Below are 20,285 nucleotides of genomic sequence, written 5' to 3'. Positions count from 1 at the left end.
ACGGGAATGGGGCGTCGGGGTTTCTGCATGTTCCGGGGACGCTGCGCCCTCCCTCGCCATGCCCTGGGCTGGCGGTGCAAGGCGTGGCACGCGCCACGCGGAAGCGTTCTCACGCCCTTCCCACCCCCGGTCCTAGAATTCCCCTTTCAACACAGGAGCCAGCCATGGGCCAGTCGATCAACATCCCCACCTCCGGCACGCAGTGCATCGGCGGTTACCTGGCGCGGCCGCAGGGCGAGCCGAAGGGCGGCATCGTGGTGATCCAGGAGATTTTCGGGGTGACGGCGCACATCCGCGACATGGTCGATCGCTTCGCCGCACACGGCTACGTGGCCATCGCACCGGCGTTCTTCGATCGGCTGGAAACCGGCGTGGAGCTGGCCTACGACCGCGGTGGCTACGCGCGTGGCCGGCAGCTGGTGACCGAGCTGGGGCTGGAGCGTGCGCTGGAAGACGTGGCCAGCGCGGCCGAATCGATCGCCTCGGCGGGCAGGATCGGCACGGTGGGCTATTGCTGGGGCGGCACGGTGGCGCTGCTGTCGGCGCTGCGCCTGGGCCTGCCGTCGGTGAGCTACTACGGCGCGCGCAACTTGCCCTACCTGCACGAAACGCCCAAGGCGCCGGTGATGTTCCACTTCGGCGAGAAGGACCCCAACATTCCGCCCGAGGCGGTGGCCAAGCACCGCGATGCCCTGCCGCAGATGGAAACCTTCACTTACCCCGGTGCCGATCACGCGTTCAACCGCGACGGCAGCGCCAGCTACCACGAAGCCAGTGCGAAGCTGGCGATGCAGCGCACGCTGGATTTCTTCGCCACGCAGCTGGCCGGCGCATGAGCTTCGCCCTCGACCCGCGGCTCGCCGCCGACACCCTCGCCGTCACCACGCTGCCGTTGTGCGAGGTGCGCCTGATGAACGATGCGCGCTACGCCTGGCTGATCCTGGTGCCGCGCCAAGCGGGGCTGGCCGAAGTTTCCGACCTGGCCGACGACGAACGCGCACGGCTGTGGCGCGAGGTGGACCAGGCGGCATTGGCACTGCGTGCGGTGGCCCCGTGCGACAAGCTCAATATCGGCGCGCTGGGCAATGTCGTGCGGCAACTGCACGTGCACGTGCTGGCCCGCCGCGAAGGCGATGCCGCCTGGCCCGGCCCGGTGTGGGGCCACGGCGCGGCGGTGCCCTACCGTCCCGACGAGGCCGCGGCACGCGTGGCGGCGCTGCGCCAGCAGCTGGAGCACGAAAAAGCCCGCGACTGAGCGCGGGCTTTTCGTTGATGCCACGGATGCCTCAGTGGCGGGAAGGATCGGGATCGAAATCCTTGCCGGTCGCGTCCTTGCCGCGCTGCTGCTCGTTCATCTGCACCGGCGCGTGGGTCTCCTGCAACGCGCGCGCCTCGGTATCGATCGGGTTGATCTTCTTCAGCGTGCCATCGTCGTCGAAATACACGGTGAACTTGTAGTCGTCCTGCATCCGCGCCATGTATTGCAGGTGCTGCTTGCGGATCTTGGAGTCCTCGCTGCGCTCCAGCAGCACCGTTTTCGGCAGCTTGCCCTGGTCTTTCAGGTAGGCGAAGTGGCTGCCGGTATCCAGCGCCGAAAGCACCGCGCCATCGACCAGGAACTGGCCGTTCTTGTAGGCCTGGATGGTGACGTCGAACTGCCCGCGCATGGAGTCGGTGCTGACGCCCTCCCTGGTGCCGCCCAGGCTGCAACCGGCCAGCCACACCGCGCCGCCCAGCAGGGCCACCTTTGCGATTCGGGTCAGCAGGGTAGAAAAACGGATCATCGGACTCTCCTGGAAAATCGTCGTTGCGCCAGCGAAGTGTAGCGGCCGCCGGCGGTCCCGCGGGCCATCGGGCGCCACTCGTTCACGTCCGCGGCAGGGTCACGCCGCGCTGGCCCTGGTACTTGCCGCCACGGTCCTTGTAGCTGGTCTCGCACTCCTCGTCCGATTCCAGGAACAGCATCTGCGCCACGCCCTCGTTGGCGTAGATCCTGGCCGGCAGCGGCGTGGTGTTGGAGAATTCCAGCGTCACGTGGCCTTCCCACTCCGGCTCCAGCGGCGTCACGTTGACGATGATGCCGCAGCGCGCGTAGGTGCTCTTGCCCAGGCAGATGGTGAGCACCTTGCGCGGAATGCGGAAGTACTCGACCGTGCGCGCCAGCGCGAACGAGTTCGGCGGGATGATGCACACGTCAGCCTCGACGTCGACGAAGCTCGACGGATCGAACGACTTCGGGTCGACGATGGTGGAGTTGATGTTGGTGAAGATCTTGAACTCGCGCGCGCAGCGCACGTCGTAGCCGTAGCTGGAGGTACCGTAGGAAATCAGCCGCTGCTCGTCGCGAACCTTCACCTGCCCCGGCTCGAACGGCTCGATCATGCCGTGCTGTTCAGCCATGCGGCGGATCCACTTGTCGGATTTGATGCTCACGCTGTCTCCGGGTCGGTCGGGACCGCCCGGTCGAACCGGGCGCAAAGCCGCAAAAATACATGGTTGGCGTGCCGCTGCGCCAGCGCGGCGGCTTGTGGGAGCAACTTCAGTCGCGATGCTTCTGCTTCCTGGGCACCCGTGCGAAAGCGTCGCGGCTGAAGCCGCTCCTACAGTCCAAGGGCGTCCGGTGGAGAGGACGGCGCCAAGCTGGATGCGGCCAACAGGTCCAGCGCAAACCGCAATTGCGCGCAGCGATCCGCGCTGGCCAGCACTTGCGCCGCGGAGCAGCCCGCGCCAGGCAATCCCACCGACACCGGTTGCGGCGTCAACAGTTGCGCCGACATGGTACCTAGGATTTCCACCAGCGCCGCCTGCGCATGATGCGATTCGCGCGCCGAAGTATTGAGCAGCAGCACCGGTTTGCCCGGAAATTCCAGGCTGCCCACCAGCCAGTCCAGCAGGTTCTTGAAGGCACCGGGTACGCCGTGGGCGTACTCGGGGCAGGCGATCAGCAAGGCGTCGGCCGTCCCCACCGCCCGGCGCAGATCGAGTACCGGTAGCGGCAAGGAGTCGCGCTCGTCATCGGGATTGAACAGCGGCAAAGCGCCGAGGCCGTCGTACAACACAAGCTGCAGCGTTGGCGGCGCCAGCTGTTGCGCCGCCTGCAGCGCGGCACGGTTGGACGATAGCCGGCGCAGGCTGCCGCAGAGGCACAGCACTCGCCGTGGCGCCGTCATGCCGCAGGCACGCCCTGCACCACGATCTTGCCCAGCCCCAGCGACTTGTTGCGCGGCTGGCGCGACAACCGGCCGGCGGCGTTGCGCGCGATCTCGCGATAGCGCGCCGCCAAGTCGGATTCCGGCATCGCCACCACCGTGGGGTTGCCGCCGTCGGCCTGCTCGCGGATGCGGATGTCCAGCGGCAACGAGCCGAGATAGGCCGCGCCGTACTGCGTGGCCATGCGCTCGCCGCCGCCTTCGCCGAAGATGTTTTCCTCGTGGCCGCAGTTGGAGCACACGTGGGTGGCCATGTTCTCCACCACGCCCAGCACCGGCACTTCGACCTTCTCGAACATCTTGAGCGCCTTGCGCGCATCCAGCAGGGCGATGTCCTGCGGCGTGGTGACGATCACCGCGCCGGCCACCGGCACCTTCTGCGACAGCGTCAGCTGGATGTCGCCGGTGCCGGGCGGCAGGTCGATGACGAGGTAGTCGAGCTGTTCCCAGCGGGTGTCGGTGATCAGCTGCATCATCGCCTGGGTCACCATCGGGCCGCGCCAGATCATCGGCGTGTCCTCCTCCACCAGGAAGCCGATCGACATCACCGGCATGCCGTGCGCCTGCATCGGGATGATGCTCTTGCCGTCGGGCGAAGCCGGCTTGCCGCGCACGCCCAGCATGGTGGGCTGGCTGGGGCCGTAGATGTCGGCGTCCATCACGCCGACCTTCGCGCCCTCGGCCTGCAGCGCCAGCGCCAGGTTGGCCGACACGGTGGACTTGCCCACGCCGCCCTTGCCCGAGGCCACCACGATGATGTTCTTCACGTTCGGCAGCGGCCCCAGCGTGCCCTGCACCTTGTGCACGTGGATGCGGCTGGTGATCGACACCGCCGCCGCATCGATCGCCGGATCGGCCTCCAGCGCCTGCCGCACGCGCGCGGTCAGGTCATCGATCGCCCCGGCAGCGGGATAACCCAGCTGGATATCCACCGAAACCCGGCGCCCGTCGACGCCCACCGCCCGCACGTTCTCGGCCAGCGGCGCGCCGGTGTGGGGGTCGATCAGGTCGCCGAGAAGTTGGCGCACCAGCGCGTCGGTAGCTTGTGTCATGGGGGCTCGAAGGATGATGGGGACAGCCCATTATGCCAGCGCCTCCGCGCCCGCCCGTTGATGCAGATCACCGGTGCCGCCGCGTTGCGCAATGCAGCTTGACGCCCTTGGGGATCAACGCCAGTCTCGCTTCCATACGCTTTCGTACGGGAGAAAACGCCATGAAACACGCTTTTCGCCTCACCCTCGCGACCGGCCTGCTGCTGGCCGCCGGCAGCGTCTTCGCCGCCAACACCTCGCCCGTGGGCACCTGGAAGACCATCGACGACACCACCCACAAGCCCAAGTCGCTGGTGCAGATCACCGAGAGCGACGGCGAGCTGCAGGCGAAGGTGGTCAAGATCCTGCAATCGGACCAGGGCCCGAATCCGGTTTGCGACAAGTGCAGCGGCGAGCGCAAGAACCAGCCGATCGAAGGCATGACCATCATGTGGGGCGTCAGCAAGGATGGCGACGTGTGGGACGGTGGCAAGATCCTCGATCCGAAGAACGGCAAGACCTACAAGGTGAAACTGACCGTCAGCGACGACGGCCAGAAGCTCGACGTGCACGGCTATATCGGCTTCTCGCTGCTGGGGCGCACCCAGACTTGGGAACGACAGGACTGAAACCTGCCGGCAAAGAGCCCCGGCAGGTCCGGGGCTCTTTTGCGACGCGGCTCAGGCCGCCAGTGGCAGCACACCGCAGCGGCAAAGCTGGGCGCGGAGCATTTCCGCATCCTGGAAGCGCAAGCCGCGCATGCCGGCCTGGAACGCCGCCGCCACATTGCGCGGCGCATCGTCGATGTAGATCGTCTGCCGCGGCACGAGCGAGAAGCGCTCGATCGTGCGCTGGAAGATCACCGGATCGGGTTTGGCCAGCCCTTCCTCGCCCGATACCACGATGCCGTCGAACCAGCGCAGGAAGTCGAAGCGCTGGCGCGCCATCGGAAAGGTTTCCCGCGACCAGTTGGTCAGCGCGTACAGGCGCAGTCCGCGACCGCGCAGTTCGTCCAGCACGGCCACGCTCGGCTCGATCGCCCCGCCCAGCATTTCCGACCAGCGGGTGTGGAACGCGTCGATCAGCTCCGCGTGCTGCGGGTGCTGTGCGCTCAGCGTGGCCACGGCGTCGTACCACGAACGGCCGGCGTCCTGCTGATGGTTCCACAGCGGCGTGCAGATCTCGGCCAGGAAGCGCTCCATCGCCGCCTCGTCGTCGAACAGGCGCCGGTACAGATAGCGCGGGTCCCAGTCGATCAGCACGCCGCCCAGGTCGAACACCACCGTGTCGAAACCGCTTTTTCCATTCATCACCGCACCACCCGCGCCGACATCGAAACCAAGATCAAAAGCCCACCCACCGCCGCCAGCGCGACCGGCAGGCTGCTGGCATGGGCCAGGAAGCCGATCAACGCCGGCCCGCTGAGCAGGCCGGCGTAACCGAGCGTGGTCGCCGTGGCGATGGAAACCGCCGGCGACACGCCGGGCAGGCGTCCGGCCGCGCCAAACATCACCGGCACGATGTTCGCCGCGCCCAGCCCCACCAGCACGAAGCCCAGCATGGCGGCCGCCGCCCACGGCACCGTCGCGGCCAGCAGCAAGCCCGCCGCGGCCGTGGCCGCGCCCACGCGCACGCTGGCCACCGGGCCAAAACGCGCAATCGTGCGGTCGCCGCTCAACCGGCCCACGGCCATCGCCACCGAAAAACCCGCATAGCCCAATCCGGCCGACGCCGCCGACACGCCGCGAAAATCCCGCAGGAACACCGCGCTCCAGTCCAGCATGGCGCCCTCGGCCATGAAGCTGACGAAGCAGACCAGGCCCAGCAAAAGCACCAGGCCGCGCGGCCAGCGGAAGCTTGCGCCATGCCCGCCGGCGGCGTCGATCCGGCCGATCAGATGACGCCATTGCGTGAGGACGACCAGCGCCAACAAGCCGGCGATCACCAGGGCGGCAACCGTCAGCGGCATGCCCAGCGCCAGCAGCGCGCTCATGCCCGCCGCGCCACTCAAGCCGCCCACGCTGAACAAGCCATGGAAGCCCGACATCAACGGCCGCCGCGCACGCCGCTCCACTTCCACCGCGTGCGCATTCATGGCCACGTCCACCGCACCCAGCGCCATGCCGAAATACAGCAGCGCCAGCGCCAGCGACACGATGCCGGGCGCCAGCGCCAGCAGCGGCAACGCCGTGCACAACATCAAGCCGCCGACGCCGATCACCCGCCGGCTGCCGAAGCGGGCAGTGAGCAGACCCACCAGCGGCATCGCCGCCATGGAGCCGCCGCCAAATGCCAGCAGCACCAGGCCCAGCGTGGCGTCATCCAGGCCCAGGCGCGCCTTGGCATACGGCACCATCGGCGCCCAGGCCGCCATGCCGATGCCCGACACCAGAAAGGTGAGCCGCGTGGCGAGGGTCGCTGGAGCAAGGGGTGGCCCGTCGGTGACCATGGGCACCCGTGTCTGCATGGCGAGATTTCCATCAACAGCGAAGCCGCCCAATGTAGACAGCCGCGCATCGACGCGCAATCGGGCACCCGCCATGCAGCGGCTGCGCGCGTTCGGTGCCGCGGAAACGCCATGCCATAATGCGCAGTCATCTCCGGAACCACGCACGCCATGAGCCGCCGCCTCCTCGTCACCAACGCCCTGCCCTACGCCAATGGCCCGCTGCACATGGGCCATCTGCTGGGCTACATCCAGGCCGACATCTGGGTGCGGGCGCAGCGAATGAGTGGCAACGAAGTGGCCTACGTGTGCGCCGACGACGCGCACGGCACGCCGATCATGCTGGCCGCGGAAAAGGCCGGCGTGACGCCGGAGGTTTTCATCGACGGCATCCGCCAGGGCCACGAGGCGGATTTCGCGGCGTTCGGCGTGGCGTTCGACCATTACCACACGACGCATTCGGACGAGAATCGCGAGCTGTCCACGCTGATCTACACGCGCCTGCGCGATGGCGGCAGCATCGCGCGCCGCTCGATCCAGCAATTGTTCGATCCCGAAAAGCAGATGTTTCTGCCCGACCGCTACATCAAGGGCACCTGCCCGAAATGCGGCACGAGCGACCAATACGGCGACAACTGCGAAAACTGCGGCGCCACCTACGCGCCCACCGACCTGATCAACCCCTACTCGGTGATGTCCGGCGCCACGCCCGTGCTGCGCGATTCGGAGCACTACTTCTTCGAGCTGGGCAAGTTCGAGACGCTGCTGCGCGACTGGTTTGCGGGCAAATTCACCGGCGGCAAGCCGGTGGCCAACAGCGGCGTCAGCGCCAAGCTGCGCGAGTGGCTGGACGGAGGGCTGAAGGACTGGGACATCTCGCGCGACGCGCCCTACTTCGGCTTCCCCATCCCCGATGCGCCGGGCAAGTTCTTCTACGTGTGGCTGGATGCGCCGGTGGGTTACCTGGCCAGCTTCAAGGCGCTGTGCGATCGCACCGGCCTTGCGTTCGACGACTTCCTGGCCGCCGACAGCACGGCCGAAATGCACCACTTCATCGGCAAGGACATCATCAATTTCCACGGCCTGTTCTGGCCGGCGATGCTGCACGGCGCCGGCTTCCGCACGCCCACCGCGCTGCACGTCAACGGCTACCTCACCGTCAACGGCGCCAAGATGTCCAAGTCGCGCGGCACCTTCATCCAGGCGCGCACCTATCTCGACGCGGGCCTGCACCCGGAATGCCTGCGCTACTACTTCGCCACCATGCTCAACGACGCGCCGGTCGACGTGGACCTGGACCTGAAGGCGTTCGAGGAGCGGATCAACTCGCACCTGATCGGCAAGTGGGTGAACATCGCCAGCCGCACCGCGGGCTTCACGCAGAAGTTCTTCGACGGCAAGCTGGCCGACCAGTTCGGCGCCGAGGAAGCCGCGCTGTGGCAGGAGCTGCTGTCGCACTACGACGGCATCGATGCGCTGTACGACACCGGCGAGTTCGCCGACGTCACCCGCCGCTTCGTGGCCATCGCGGATCGGGTCAACGGCTACATCGCGGCCAAGGCGCCGTGGGTGATCGCCAAAGACGCCGCGCGACGCGAGGAGCTGCAGCAGGTCTGCACGCTGGCGCTGCACGGCTTCCGCCTGCTTTCCGGCTTGCTGAAACCGATCCTGCCGGCCACGGTTGCGGCGGCGGAAGCCTTCCTGGCCGCGCCGATCGCCGATTTCGACGACGCCCGCCGCACGCTGTTCGGCCACACCGTCAACGCTTTCGAACCGTTGTTGGGCCGACTCGATCCCAAGCTTATCGAGGCGATGGTCGAGGCCTCGAAGGAATCACTCGGAACCACACCTGCCGAAGCGCCCGTTGCCGACAAAAAGAAGAAGCCCATGAACGACAGCCCCAAGCCTGCCGCAAATCCCGAAGCCCAGGATTCCGCCACCATCTCCATCGACGACTTTGCCAAACTCGACCTGCGCATCGGCAAGGTGCGGGCCTGCGAATTCGTGGAAGGCTCCGACAAGCTGCTGCGCTTCGAGCTGGACGCCGGCGAACTGGGCACGCGGCAGATTTTCTCCGGCATCCGCGCCGCCTATGGCGAGCCGGAAAAACTGGTCGGCCGCAACGTGGTGTTCATCGCCAACCTGGCCCCGCGCAAGATGCGCTTCGGCCTGTCCGAGGGCATGATCCTGTCCGCCGGCAACGGCGGCAGCGACCTGTTCCTGCTGGACGCGGACCAGGGCGCCCAGGCCGGCGCCACCGTGCGCTGAATGCCGTCCATGGTGGCGGCGTGACAAGCCCGCCATCGATTGCGGGACAATGGCCGGCGATGAACTGCCGGCCGCCCGTCTTCCCCCTTCCATGAATACGCCCATCGACACCCTGGCCGACCGCATCGACGCCTTGCTGCCGCAGACCCAGTGCGAGCAATGCGGCTACCACGGTTGCCGGCCGTATGCCGAGGCGATCGCCCGCGGCAAGGCGCCGATCAACCGGTGCCCGCCCGGGGGTGCTGCCGGTATCGCGAAGCTGGCGGCGCTGCTGGATCAGCCGCTGCTGTCGCTCGATCCCGATCACGGCATCGAAAAGCCGCGCATGCTGGCACGCATCGTGGAAGCGGACTGCATCGGCTGCACCAAGTGCATCCAGGCCTGCCCGGTTGACGCCATCGTGGGCGCAGCCAAGCTGATGCATACCGTCATTGCCGACGACTGCACCGGTTGCGAACTGTGCGTGGCCGCCTGTCCGGTCGACTGCATCGTGCTGGAGCCGATGCCGCTGGCGCAGGCCGGTGACGTGGCCCATGCCGACGCCGCACGCGCGCATTTCCAGCGGCGTGAAGCACGATTGGCACGCGAACGTGCGCAACGCGAAGCCGAGCTGGCGGCTCGCAAGGTGGCGGTCGAGACCAACCCGGTACTGGCCGCGCTGGCCCGCGCCCGCGCAAAACAGGGGTTATCAGGACCGTGAAGCGCGCCGACGTCAACGAGCTGTTCTCGCGCCTGCGCGAACTCGATCCGCATCCCACCACCGAACTGGCCTACACCACGCCTTTCGAGTTGCTGGTGGCGGTAGTGCTGTCGGCGCAGGCCACCGACGCCGGCGTGAACAAGGCGACGAAGAAACTTTACCCCGTGGCGAATACGCCGCAGGCGATCCTGGACCTGGGCGAGGACGGCCTGAAGCGCTACATCAGCACGATCGGCCTGTACAACGCCAAGGCGAAAAACGTGATCGCGCTGTGCCGCCTGCTGGTAGAGCAGCACCACGGCGAAGTACCTCGCACCCGCGCCGAGCTGGAGGCGCTGCCCGGCGTGGGCCGCAAGACCGCCAACGTGGTTTTGAATACGGCGTTCGGCGAACCCACCATCGCGGTCGATACGCACATCTTTCGCGTCGCCAACCGCACCGGCCTGGCGCCGGGCAAGGACGTGCGCGCGGTCGAGGACAAGCTGGAGAAAGTGGTGCCGGCCGAATTCAAGCGCGACGCCCATCACTGGCTGATCCTGCACGGCCGCTACGTGTGCAAGGCGCGCAGGCCCGATTGCCCGAACTGCGTGATACGCGACCTATGCCGGTACAAGGACAAGACGATCGAGCGCGACTGAGGACGACCACGGCACAGAAAAGCAAACGGCGGGCAAAAGCCCGCCGTTTTCCTTCCCTGGGTCGAACTCCTTTCCGATAACCGTTCCTTGTCAGCCACCACGTCCGGACAGCATGTTGCGCGGGGCGTGTTGCATCAGAATGACAATTCGCCGAAGACGCCGATCTCGTTGGTCTTGACGCTTTGCACGTGCAGCGGCAGCGGCGCGGTGACCGATTTCTCGGCATTTTCGTGCTTCCACACGCCGGCCAGCTTGAAGCCCTTGGTGACCTGGAATTCCACGCCGGCGTTGTAGTAGACGTCCTTCTTGTCGCGGTCCAGGTCCTTGCTTAGTTTCGCGTTGTCGTAGCGCGCGAACAGGTTCACGCCGTCGGCCACCGCCACGCTGGCCCACAGCGAGTAACCATCGGCCTTGTCGGATAGCGGGCTCAGCACGTTGTTCCAGTTCTTCGCGGTGAAGTACTCGGCGCCGACGCGGAACGCATCGCTGGCGTAGGCCACCATCAGGTCGCCACGGCTGGCGGTGTTGGTCGCGTCGATGTTCTCGGTTTCCTGGCCGCGATGGCCGCTGTAGCCGCCGACGGCCACCACCATGTTGTCGAACGGCACGAAGCCCACGCGTGCTTCCACGTCCACACCCTTGCTGCGGCCGGGATTCTTGTAGCCGTTGCCGTTGACCACCGACACCGCGTAGTTGACCGTCTTGCCACCGAGGTCGCCGCCCATGTGCAGGCCCCAATCTGCCGAATTGCCGTATTTCAGGCGATCGGTGAGCGTGTTCTCGACATAGCGGAAACCGTAAAACTTCTCGGCGAACGGAATCCACGGCATGTCGGCCGAACCGATGCGCAGCACGGCCGCATTGCTGAACTTGCCCTGCGCGTAGGCCTTCTTGACGAAGACGCTGGTCTGGCCGTCGCTGCTGGCGTAATTGAAATCGGTGGTCAGGTTGGCCGACCAGATGTCATTGAACTTGTGGTCCACGCCAAGATAGAAGCGCTTCACGTCCAGGCCGAAGCCGGTGGCGTCGGTCTTGCCGGTGTCACTGTTTTTCTGGTCGATGCTGGTGAAGTCGAAGTACATCTTGCCGGACAGGCTGGTGTTGTTGACCGCCTTTTCCAGCGCCGCAAGCTTCTTGTCGCTGGCGGCGCCCAGGTTGGTGGCTTTTTCCACCGCCTGGCCGGTGCTGACGTTGATGTCGGACTGCGCATCGGTGCGCTGTTCCAGCGCATCGACCTTTGCCTGCAACTCGGCCAGTTGCGCCTTGAGCAAGGCCACATCGCCGCCGCTGGTCGCCTGCGGTGCCGCAATGGCGCTGAAACTGGCGAGGCCCAGGCCGGCCGCAATGGCTACCGCGATCAATCTGCAACGCATGGTGTACTCCGTCATGATGGGAAACTGATGCCGGCATCCGCTTGGTGGCGGATGCGCGACAAGCCGCCATGACAGGTTGGCGTGCGTGTTTTACAGCGCGATGCCGTTTTGATGACAGTACGGCGACAGGCGCACGACCGGCTGCCGCAGCCGGCTGATATGCTTCGCCGATGCACAACCCGAACAGCAAAGCACCACGCATGGCCGAGCGGTTCCGCGGCTTCCTGCCCGTGGTGGTGGACGTCGAAACCGGGGGCTTCGACGCACAGCACGACGCCTTGCTGGAGATCGCCGCGATTCCGCTGGCGATGGACAGCGAGGGCTATCTGCGCCCACGCCCGACCGTATCGACGCATGTGGAGCCGTTCCCCGGCGCCAATCTCGACCCGCGTTCACTGGAAATCACCGGCATCGACCCGTACAACCCGCTGCGCGGCGCGTTGAGCGAACGGCTGGCGCTGGACTTCATCTTTCAAGCCGTGCGCGACGCGGTGCGCGGCGCCGAATGCCAGCGGGCGATTCTGGTGGGCCACAACGCCGCGTTCGACCTGGGCTTTCTCAATCAGGCGGTGCGGCGCTGCGGGCACAAGCGCAACCCGTTTCATCCGTTCAGCTGCTTCGACACGGTGAGCCTGGGCGGACTGGCGTACGGACAGACCGTACTGAGCAAGGCGGTGCTGGCGGCCGGTCATCCGTTCGACAGCCGCGAGGCGCATTCGGCCGTCTATGACGCCGAGCGCACGGCCGAGCTGTTCTGCAGCGTGGTCAACCGCTGGCGGCAAATGGAGCTGTTCGAGCAGACGCACAGCGGGCTCGACGTGGCCTGAGATACGGCGGCGCGCCGGCTTGGCGGTTCTCACCCTTTCGTCCGCAGCCGTTCGCGCTGAGCGTAGCCGCATCGCGGCGAAGTCGAAGCTTCCCCGTGCGGCCACCCTTCGACTTCGCCGCGGCGCGGCTACGCTCAGGGTGAACGGCTGGGGGAATGGGACGTTCCGGCTTTGGCTTTCCCCATTCCCCACCGCACTGTCATCCTCCTGCAACATTCGCATCATCCAATGGCAACACGAAAGACCTGAAATGACGCCGTCACTTTCGACGTCCTCCAAGGAGCCTGCCCGTGTTGACCCTTCGCAAAACTTCCACCCGATTCGCCGCCGTGGCAACGCTGACCGTCGCCTCGACGTTCGGCATGGCCGCCCAGGCCACCGACATCACCGGCGCCGGCTCCAGCTTCGTCTACCCGGTGATGTCCAAATGGTCGGCCGCGTACGCGGAGAAGACCGGCAACCGCCTCAACTACCAGTCGGTCGGTTCCGGCGCCGGCATCGCGCAGATCAAGGAAGGCACCATCGATTTCGGTGCGTCCGATGCACCGATGAAGGCGGAAGACCTGAAGAAATTCGGCCTGGGCCAGTTCCCGATCGTGGTCGGCGGCATCGTGCCGGTGGTCAACATCGCCGGTGTGCAGGCAGGCCAGATCAAGCTGGACGGCGCCACGTTGGCTGACATCTTCCTGGGCAAGATCAACAACTGGAACGACCCGAAGATCGCCGCGCTGAATGCCGGCCTGAAGCTGCCTGCCGGCAAGATCACGGTGGTGCACCGCTCGGACGGTTCGGGCACCTCGTTCAACTTCACCAACTTCCTGTCCAAGGTCAGCCCGACCTGGGCCAGCCAGGTGAAGTTCGGCACGGCGGTGGAATGGCCGACCGGCGTGGGCGGCAAGGGCAACGAGGGCGTGTCGCAGTACGTGAAGCAGATCAAGGGTTCGATCGGCTACGTCGAATACGCCTACGCGGTGAAGAACAAGCTCAGCTGGACCGACCTTAAAAACGCCGCCGGCAACGTGGTGTCGCCGGATGCGGAAAGCTTCGCCGCCGCCGCGGCCACGGCCGACTGGGCCTCGGCCCGCGACTTCAACCTGATCATGACCAATGCCCCCGGCGCCAAGGCGTGGCCGATCACCGCCACCACCTGGATGATCATGTACAAGACGCCGAAGAACGCCGGCAACAGCAAGACAGCCTTCGACTTCTTCAAGTACGCGCTGGAGAACGGGCAGAAGGCCGCCAGCGAACTTGATTACGTGCCGCTGCCCGCGGCCCTGGTGAAGCAGATCGAGGCGTACTGGGCGGCCGAGTTCAAGCACTGAGGTTCCCGGCGGCGGGACGCATCGAGGCACGATGCGCCCCGCCAACGGCCATCCTCACGCCGCACCGTTCGCCCTGAGCGTAGCGTGGTGAAACCGGCCTCCCCTCCCCGGCTTCGCTCCCTCTCCGGCTGCGCTCAGGGCGAACGGTGTGGCCTTGCTGCCCAACCACGCATCAACCGGATCCATACATGTCCATCGCGTCATCCACCGACATCCTCGAACAGCGCACCCGCCGCGATGCCCGCCACGAACGGCTGTTCCGCTGGTTGTTGAAGGGCTGCGCGCTGATCGTGCTGGCCGCCTTGCTGGGCGCCGCCGGCGCCACGCTGTGGGGCGGACGCGAGGCGTTCGCCACATTCGGCTGGCACTTCCTGGTCAGCTCGGAATGGGACCCGGGCAACGATGTCTACGGCGCGCTGGTGCCGGTGTACGGCACCCTGGTCACTTCGTTCCTGGCGCTCTTGATCGCCGTACCGATCAGCTTCGGCATCGCGCTCTATCTTTCCGAAGTGGCGCCGGGATGGTTGCGCACGCCGGTGGCGTCGGCAATCGAGCTGCTGGCCGGCATTCCCTCGATCATCTACGGCATGTGGGGGCTTTTCATCTTCGCCCCGTTCTTCGCCGAACACATCAAGCCATGGCTGACCAACAACCTGGGCAACAAGCCCGATGACGGCCAGCTGTCGTGGGTGGCCGAACACGTGCCCTTCGTCGGCAAGCTGTTTGGCAGCGATTATCCCTTCGGCGCCAGCATCCTGGTGGCCGGCATCGTGCTGGCGATCATGATTATTCCGTTCATCTCGTCGGTGATGCGCGAAGTGTTCCAGACCGTGCCCACGCCGCTGAAGGAGTCAGCCTATGCGCTGGGCTCCAGCACCTGGGAAGTGGCCTGGAACATCGTGCTGCCGTACACGCGCTCGGCGGTGATCGGCGGCATCTTCCTGGGCCTGGGCCGCGCGCTGGGCGAGACCATGGCGGTGACCTTCGTGCTGGGCAATGCGATGCGCCTGTCGCCCTCGTTGCTGGACCCGGGCACATCCATCGCCGCGGCCATTGCCAACCAGTTCAGCGAAGCGGTGGGCCTGCAGAAATCGGCGTTGATGGCGCTGGCGTTCCTGCTGTTCGTGGTGACCTTCATCGTGCTGCTGATTGCGCGGCTGATGTTGCGACGGCTGGCCAGCAAGGAGGGTCGCTGATGCATTCGCCTTATTTGCGCCGCCGCATCACCAATGCGCTGGCGATGCTGCTGAGCACACTGGCCACCCTGGTCGGGCTGGCTTTCCTGGCGTGGATCCTGTGGGAGACCCTGCGCCAGGGCATCAGCGCGCTGGACCTGAAACTGTTCACGAAGATCACCGCCTACGGCGAGGACGGCGGCCTGGCCAACGCGATGGTCGGCAGCCTGATCATCAATTTCGTCGGCATCGCCATCGCCACGCCGATCGGCGTGCTGGCCGGCACCTGGCTGGCCGAGTACGCCAACCGCACCAAGCTCGGCGAATCCATCCGCTTCCTCAACGACATCCTGCTGTCGGCGCCATCGATCGTGATGGGCCTGTTCGTCTACACCATCGTGGTGCTGCCGAGCACCGCGCTGACCCACGGCTCGACCACGTTCTCCGGTTTTGCCGGCGGCGTGGCGCTAGCGCTGATCGCCTTGCCGGTGATCGTGCGCACCACCGACGAGATGCTGCGGCTGGTGCCGGCCACGTTGCGCGAGGCCGCGCTGTCATTGGGCGTGCCGCAATGGAAACTGACCGTGCAGGTGCTGATACGCGCCGCGCGTTCGGGCATCGTCACCGGCGTGCTGCTGGCGCTGGCGCGGATCAGCGGCGAAACCGCCCCGCTGTTGTTCACCGCGTTCGGCAACAACTTCATGGCCGTCAACCCGATGGAGAAGATGTCCAGCCTGCCGCAGATCATCTACCAGTACGCCAACGATCCGGGCGAATCCATGCATGCGCTGGCGTGGGCCGGTGCGTTCGTGATCACCATGTTCGTGCTGCTGCTGAGCCTCGCTTCCCGCCTGATCCTTTCCCGCACCAGGGCCTCCCATGACTGATTCGGCCACGACCAAGATCACCGTGCGCGACCTGCACTTTCACTACGGCGATTTCCATGCGCTGAAAGGCATCGACATGGACATCCCCGAGAAGCAGGTCACCGCGATCATCGGGCCGTCCGGCTGCGGCAAATCCACGCTGTTGCGCATCTTCAACCGCATCTACGCGATCTATCCGAAACTGCGCGCGGAAGGCTCGATCGAGCTGGACGGCGAGAACATCCTGGCCCCCGGCTATTCGCTGAACCGGTTGCGCAGCAAGGTGGGCATGGTGTTCCAGAAGCCGGTGCCGTTTCCGATGACGATCTTCGAGAACGTCGCCTACGGCATCCGCCACCACGAGAAGCTGTCGAAGCCGGAGATGGAAGACCGCGTGGAGCAGGCCCTGCGCAGCGCCGCGCTGTGGGACGAGGTGAAGGACAAGCTGAAGCAGAACGCACTCGGCCTTTCCGGCGGCCAGCAGCAACGCCTGTGCATCGCCCGGGCGATCGCCCTGAAGCCCGAGGTGTTGTTGCTGGACGAACCGACCTCGGCGCTCGACCCGATCGCCACTGGCCGCATCGAGCAATTGGTGGAGGAGCTGAAGCGCGAATTCACCATCGTCATCGTCACCCACAACATGCAGCAGGCGGCGCGCTGCTCCGATCTCACCGCGTTCATGTACCTGGGCGAGCTGGTGGAATTCGGGCCGACGGAAAAGATCTTCACCAAGCCGGGCAAGAAGCAGACCGAGGATTACATCACCGGCAGATTCGGCTGATCGAAGCCCCTCTCCCGCTTGCGGGAGAGGGGTTGGGGGAGAGGGCCGGGGCAGCCCTCGGCATACCGCTCCGCCCGCCCCCTCTCCCGCCCTTCGGGCACCCTCTCCCGCAAGCGGGAGAGGGAAAACATGCGAGGTAACCATGAACACCGGCAAAGACCACATCATCAAGAGCTACGACGCGGAGCTGTCGCGCCTCACCGGCGAGATCGTGCGCATGGGCGAGTTGTCGGTGACGCAACTGGAAGCGGCCATCGACGTGCTCGAACGGCGCGACGAGCGCGCGGCACAACACGTGGTGGCCAATGACGAGGCGATCGACCAGCTCGAACAGGCCATCAGCCACGACGTGGTGCGCCTGCTGGCCTTGCGCGCGCCGATGGCCGGCGACCTGCGCAACGTGTTCGCCGCATTGCGCATCGCGTCGGACATCGAGCGCATCGGCGATTACGCGGCCAACGTGGCGAAGCGATCCATACCGTTGTCGATGGCGCCGCCCGTGGCGCCTACCCGCGGCTTGCGCCGCCTGGCCGAGCTGGCGGCCACCGCGGTGCGCGACGTGCTGGCCGCGTACCGCGATGGCAACGTGGAAAGTGCCCATCGCGTATGGAAGAACGACGTGGTGCTGGATGACGCCTACACCAGCTATTTTCGCGAGCTGCTCACGTACATGATGGAGGACCCGCGCAACATCACGCCATGCACGCACCTGCTGTTCATGGCCAAGAACATCGAGCGCATCGGCGACCACGCCACCAACATCGCCGAGAACACCTGGTTCCAGGTGACCGGCGAAACGCTGGACAGCCAACGCAGCAAGCGCGATTTCACCGCCAGCCCGCAGCTGGGCCCGTTGGGGCCGCCGAAAGACAATTAGTCCGCGTGCCCGCCGCGGTAGTTCTTCTCGCCGGCGGTCACGCGCAGGTCCAGCCGGTTTTCCGGCGGCGCCAGCGGACAGGTGGCGAACCCGGTGAAGGCGCAAGGCGGGTTGTAGGCCTTGTTGAAATCCAGCGTGACCTTGCCGTCCTTCGGCGGGTCGATGTACAGGAAGCGCGCCGCGCCGTAGGTCTCCCGGCCGCTGGTGCGGTCGGCAAACACCACGAAATACTGCGCGTCGCCCGGCACCTCGATCACCGGCAGAATCTCGAACGTCTTGCCGTCGCGACTGAAACGCGCGGTACCCGGCACCGGATACTTCTCGGTGGTGCCGATCACGGTGCCCATTTCCAGCGTCTGGCCCGCGCTCGCCGGCACCCAGCTGGCTTCGATGCGCCACGCGGGGTCGATCGGGAAATAATCGATGCCGGCAAAGTCGCGCCGCGTCGCCGCCTCGGTGTCGCGGATGCGCAAGCCCTTGCGGCCCTCGCGATCGATCACCAGGAAGCTGACCGTGCCCAAGCTCACCATCGTCGGCGCGCCCTCGCCCGCGTCATCGACCAGCACGGCCTCGCGCAAGGGCTTGCCATCGATCAACGCTTCGCAGTCGGCCGCCAGCGCCAGATGCACGCTGCCGTCCCCGCGCAGGCTCACCACGCCCAGGTGCGAGGGCATGGCCGCGACCAGGATGTCGTTGTCGGCGGCGCTGCCGATGCGGTTCTCCCCCGGCTTCAGCCACTCCAGCCCGATCAGGCTCAGCCAGCCCGCGGGCGCGGTGAGCCGAGCCACGCGATCGGCGCGCCATTGCTCCACCTCGTGGCGATGATCGATGGGGTCGGCATTCACGGTAACGGCTCCCAGCAGGCTGGCGGCAAAAAAGAGGAAGTGTTTCATCAATGATCCAGATGGTGGTCAGCGCCCGCGCATGAACAAGCGGTCCAGCTCGGCCAGGCTCAATTGGGTCCAGGTGGGACGGCCATGGTTGCACTGGCCGGAACGCTCCGTGGTTTCCATTTCGCGCAACAGCGCATTCATTTCGGGAAGGGTCAGCCGGCGCCCCGCGCGTACCGAACCATGGCAGGCCATGGTCGAGAGCAGTTCGTTCTCCAGCTCCTGCAGCCGCCGCGAGCTCCCGTGCTGGGCCAGCTCCGACAGCACGTCGCGGCTGAGCTGCGCCACGTCGGCGCCTTCCAGCAAGGCGGGGATACGCCGCACCACGACGGTGGACGGGCCGCTGCGCGAAAGCTCCAGCCCCCATTCGGCCAGCGCCTCGGCATGTTCCTCGGCCGCCGCCGCTTCCCTGGCGCTGACGGCGATGGACAGCGGCACCAGCAGCATCTGCGAGCGCAGGTTGCTGCAGGCACGGCCGGATTTCAGTTTTTCGTAGGTGATGCGCTCGTGCGCCGCGTGCATGTCGACCAGCACCAGGCCGTGCGCGTTCTCGGCCAGCACGTAGATGCTTTTCAGCTGGGCGATGGCGAAACCCAGCGGCGGCGTCTCGCTGTCGTCGGCGGCGGGCATCGGCGCGGTCGCAGGCGCGGGGGGATTGTCCCCCAGCAACGCGGCATAACCGGCCAGTGGCGCATCGCGCACGCCCAGGTTCAAGCGGCTCTGGCTGAACTGGCCCGGCCACACCGGTGCACCACCGGTGGGTCGTGCGGCCGCATTGGCGTAGTCGGTTGCCATGGCCGGCTCGGGTTCGGCCGCCGGCAACGTACCCAGCCCCGCGCGGGTCTGCGCCAGCGCCTCGTGCAGGGTGCGAAACAGGAAATCATGCACCAGCCGCTGCTCGCGAAAACGCACCTCATGCTTGGCCGGGTGCACGTTCACGTCCACGCCGGCCGGATCGAGCTCCAGGTACAGCACGAACGCCGCATGCCGGCCGTGGAACAGCACGTCGGCATACGCCTGACGCACCGCGTGCGCCACGATGCGGTCGCGTACCAGCCGCCCGTTGACGTAGAAATATTGCGAATCGGCCTGGGGACGCGATGCCGTGGGCAGGCCGACCCAGCCGGACAGATGCAGCCCCGCCGCGGCATGGTCGATGCGCAGGCTTTGCGCGGGAAACTCCTCGCCCAGCACCTCGGCCACGCGCTGCAACGCGGCGCGCTCGTCGCTGGCGGCTTTCCAGATGCGTACCGGCTTGCCGTTGTGGCTGAGGCGGAATTCCACGCCGTCGCGCGCCAGCGCCAGCGACTTCAGCAGGTCGTCAATGTGGGCAAACTCGGTGCGTTCGGCGCGCAGGAACTTGCGCCGCGCCGGCACGTTGTAGAACAGGTCGCGCACTTCCACGCTGCTGCCCTGCGGATGCTGGGCGGGACGCGCCTCCCGCAGCGCGCCGCCATCGACCTCGATGCGAAACGCCGCGTCCTGGCCTTGCGCCCGCGAGGTCAGCGCAAAGCGCGACACCGACGACACCGACGCCAGCGCCTCGCCGCGGAAGCCCATGCTGGCCACGTGTTCCAGGTCATCGAAACTGCCGATCTTGCTGGTGGCGTGCGATGCCACCGCCAGCGGCAGCTCATCCAGCGGGATGCCGACGCCATCATCGCGCACGCGGATCAGCCGCGCGCCACCGGCCTCGACGTCCACTTCGATGCGGCGCGCGCCGGCATCGAGGCTGTTTTCCACCAGTTCCTTGACCACTGATGAAGGTCGCTCGATGACCTCGCCGGCGGCGATCTGGTTGATGAGGGCGGGGGGCAACAGGCGGATGGATGTCATCGCCCCACTTTAGCAGCGAACGCCGCGCCGTCCGACGGACGTG

The 20,285-nt window shown here is 66.4% G+C and carries 21 protein-coding genes; 12 read left to right on the top strand and 9 right to left on the bottom strand.

Annotated elements, in window-relative coordinates; all coding sequences use genetic code 11:
* Positions 1 to 164 precede the first annotated feature (164 nt).
* Positions 165 to 836: a dienelactone hydrolase family protein gene (locus ABD017_RS14570; RefSeq protein ID WP_343883497.1), complete on the top strand. Its 672-nt coding sequence runs from the start codon at positions 165 to 167 to the stop codon at positions 834 to 836.
* Entirely contained in the window at positions 833 to 1,255 is a 423-nt protein-coding gene (locus ABD017_RS14565; RefSeq protein ID WP_343883496.1) for an HIT domain-containing protein, read from the top strand. Before ABD017_RS14570 ends, ABD017_RS14565 begins: the two co-directional genes overlap by 4 nt.
* A 31-nt stretch (positions 1,256 to 1,286) precedes the next feature.
* Here the strand turns inward: ABD017_RS14565 and ABD017_RS14560 are convergent, their stop codons facing one another.
* The 4 genes from ABD017_RS14560 to apbC form a co-directional block, all read right to left on the bottom strand.
* Positions 1,287 to 1,784, bottom strand: coding sequence for a hypothetical protein (locus ABD017_RS14560; protein ID WP_343883495.1), 498 nt, complete (start codon positions 1,782 to 1,784; stop codon positions 1,287 to 1,289).
* Between the two features lie 82 nt (positions 1,785 to 1,866).
* Positions 1,867 to 2,433: a dCTP deaminase gene (gene dcd / locus ABD017_RS14555; RefSeq protein ID WP_343883494.1), complete on the bottom strand. Its 567-nt coding sequence runs from the start codon at positions 2,431 to 2,433 to the stop codon at positions 1,867 to 1,869.
* Positions 2,434 to 2,600: 167 nt separating this feature from the next.
* Positions 2,601 to 3,170 (bottom strand): NADPH-dependent FMN reductase, encoded by a 570-nt coding sequence (locus ABD017_RS14550; RefSeq protein ID WP_343883493.1) that lies wholly within the window; start codon positions 3,168 to 3,170, stop codon positions 2,601 to 2,603.
* Positions 3,167 to 4,261, bottom strand: a complete 1,095-nt coding sequence (gene apbC / locus ABD017_RS14545) for an iron-sulfur cluster carrier protein ApbC (RefSeq protein ID WP_343883492.1) — start codon at positions 4,259 to 4,261, stop codon at positions 3,167 to 3,169. The genes ABD017_RS14550 and apbC overlap by 4 nt, the downstream gene beginning before the upstream one ends.
* 161 nt (positions 4,262 to 4,422) lie before the next feature.
* Between apbC and ABD017_RS14540 the strand changes: the two genes are divergently transcribed.
* Positions 4,423 to 4,869 carry a DUF2147 domain-containing protein gene (locus tag ABD017_RS14540; RefSeq protein WP_343883491.1) on the top strand — a complete coding sequence of 149 codons (447 nt, stop codon included), beginning with the start codon at positions 4,423 to 4,425 and terminating at the stop codon, positions 4,867 to 4,869.
* A 51-nt stretch (positions 4,870 to 4,920) separates the two neighbouring features.
* Here the strand turns inward: ABD017_RS14540 and ABD017_RS14535 are convergent, their stop codons facing one another.
* Both ABD017_RS14535 and ABD017_RS14530 read right to left on the bottom strand, forming a co-directional pair.
* A complete protein-coding gene (locus ABD017_RS14535; protein WP_343883490.1) occupies positions 4,921 to 5,550 on the bottom strand; it encodes an HAD family hydrolase in 630 nt (209 codons plus the stop codon).
* Positions 5,550 to 6,707, bottom strand: coding sequence for an MFS transporter (locus tag ABD017_RS14530; RefSeq protein ID WP_343883489.1), 1,158 nt, complete (start codon positions 6,705 to 6,707; stop codon positions 5,550 to 5,552). Before ABD017_RS14530 ends, ABD017_RS14535 begins: the two co-directional genes overlap by 1 nt.
* 150 nt (positions 6,708 to 6,857) lie before the next feature.
* Here ABD017_RS14530 and metG point away from each other — a divergent pair, with 150 nt between their 5' ends.
* The 3 genes from metG (at position 6,858) to nth (ending at position 10,292) form a co-directional block, all read left to right on the top strand.
* The gene (gene metG / locus ABD017_RS14525) at positions 6,858 to 8,954 is read left to right on the top strand and encodes a methionine--tRNA ligase (protein ID WP_343883488.1); all 2,097 of its coding nucleotides are present in this window, start codon (positions 6,858 to 6,860) and stop codon (positions 8,952 to 8,954) included.
* A 91-nt stretch (positions 8,955 to 9,045) separates the two neighbouring features.
* Positions 9,046 to 9,654 carry an RnfABCDGE type electron transport complex subunit B gene (locus ABD017_RS14520; RefSeq protein WP_343883487.1) on the top strand — a complete coding sequence of 203 codons (609 nt, stop codon included), beginning with the start codon at positions 9,046 to 9,048 and terminating at the stop codon, positions 9,652 to 9,654.
* Positions 9,651 to 10,292, top strand: a complete 642-nt coding sequence (nth, locus tag ABD017_RS14515; RefSeq protein ID WP_343883486.1) for an endonuclease III — start codon at positions 9,651 to 9,653, stop codon at positions 10,290 to 10,292. Before ABD017_RS14520 ends, nth begins: the two co-directional genes overlap by 4 nt.
* Before the next feature lie 134 nt (positions 10,293 to 10,426).
* On the opposite strand, the gene ABD017_RS14510 is transcribed toward nth, so the two are convergent.
* The gene (locus tag ABD017_RS14510; RefSeq protein ID WP_343883485.1) at positions 10,427 to 11,665 is read right to left on the bottom strand and encodes a porin; all 1,239 of its coding nucleotides are present in this window, start codon (positions 11,663 to 11,665) and stop codon (positions 10,427 to 10,429) included.
* Between the two features lie 170 nt (positions 11,666 to 11,835).
* Between ABD017_RS14510 and rnt the strand changes: the two genes are divergently transcribed.
* The 6 genes from rnt (at position 11,836) to phoU (ending at position 17,516) form a co-directional block, all read left to right on the top strand.
* The gene (rnt, locus tag ABD017_RS14505; RefSeq protein ID WP_343883484.1) at positions 11,836 to 12,492 is read left to right on the top strand and encodes a ribonuclease T; all 657 of its coding nucleotides are present in this window, start codon (positions 11,836 to 11,838) and stop codon (positions 12,490 to 12,492) included.
* A gap of 293 nt (positions 12,493 to 12,785) precedes the next feature.
* Complete coding sequence (gene pstS / locus ABD017_RS14500; RefSeq protein ID WP_425543750.1) at positions 12,786 to 13,817, top strand: phosphate ABC transporter substrate-binding protein PstS; 1,032 nt, start codon at positions 12,786 to 12,788, stop codon at positions 13,815 to 13,817.
* A 188-nt stretch (positions 13,818 to 14,005) separates the two neighbouring features.
* Positions 14,006 to 15,013: a phosphate ABC transporter permease subunit PstC gene (gene pstC, locus ABD017_RS14495; RefSeq protein ID WP_343883483.1), complete on the top strand. Its 1,008-nt coding sequence runs from the start codon at positions 14,006 to 14,008 to the stop codon at positions 15,011 to 15,013.
* On the top strand, positions 15,013 to 15,879 hold the full coding sequence (pstA, locus tag ABD017_RS14490) for a phosphate ABC transporter permease PstA (protein WP_343883482.1): 867 nt from the start codon (positions 15,013 to 15,015) through the stop codon (positions 15,877 to 15,879). Before pstC ends, pstA begins: the two co-directional genes overlap by 1 nt.
* The gene (gene pstB / locus ABD017_RS14485; protein ID WP_343883481.1) at positions 15,872 to 16,639 is read left to right on the top strand and encodes a phosphate ABC transporter ATP-binding protein PstB; all 768 of its coding nucleotides are present in this window, start codon (positions 15,872 to 15,874) and stop codon (positions 16,637 to 16,639) included. Before pstA ends, pstB begins: the two co-directional genes overlap by 8 nt.
* A gap of 142 nt (positions 16,640 to 16,781) precedes the next feature.
* On the top strand, positions 16,782 to 17,516 hold the full coding sequence (phoU, locus tag ABD017_RS14480; protein ID WP_343883480.1) for a phosphate signaling complex protein PhoU: 735 nt from the start codon (positions 16,782 to 16,784) through the stop codon (positions 17,514 to 17,516).
* On the opposite strand, the gene ABD017_RS14475 is transcribed toward phoU, so the two are convergent.
* Together ABD017_RS14475 and mutL are read right to left on the bottom strand one after the other, a co-directional pair.
* Positions 17,513 to 18,409 (bottom strand): DUF1684 domain-containing protein, encoded by an 897-nt coding sequence (locus ABD017_RS14475; protein ID WP_343883479.1) that lies wholly within the window; start codon positions 18,407 to 18,409, stop codon positions 17,513 to 17,515. The two genes, phoU and ABD017_RS14475, sit on opposite strands and share 4 nt — an antisense overlap.
* 18 nt (positions 18,410 to 18,427) lie before the next feature.
* The gene (mutL, locus tag ABD017_RS14470; protein WP_343883478.1) at positions 18,428 to 20,242 is read right to left on the bottom strand and encodes a DNA mismatch repair endonuclease MutL; all 1,815 of its coding nucleotides are present in this window, start codon (positions 20,240 to 20,242) and stop codon (positions 18,428 to 18,430) included.
* Positions 20,243 to 20,285: the final 43 nt, after the last annotated feature.

The sequence above is a fragment of the Rhodanobacter caeni genome (assembly GCF_039523575.1).
GTDB lineage: Bacteria > Pseudomonadota > Gammaproteobacteria > Xanthomonadales > Rhodanobacteraceae > Rhodanobacter > Rhodanobacter caeni.
Note: the sequence above shows the minus strand (reverse complement) of the source record. Positions and strands in the feature narration are given on the sequence as shown.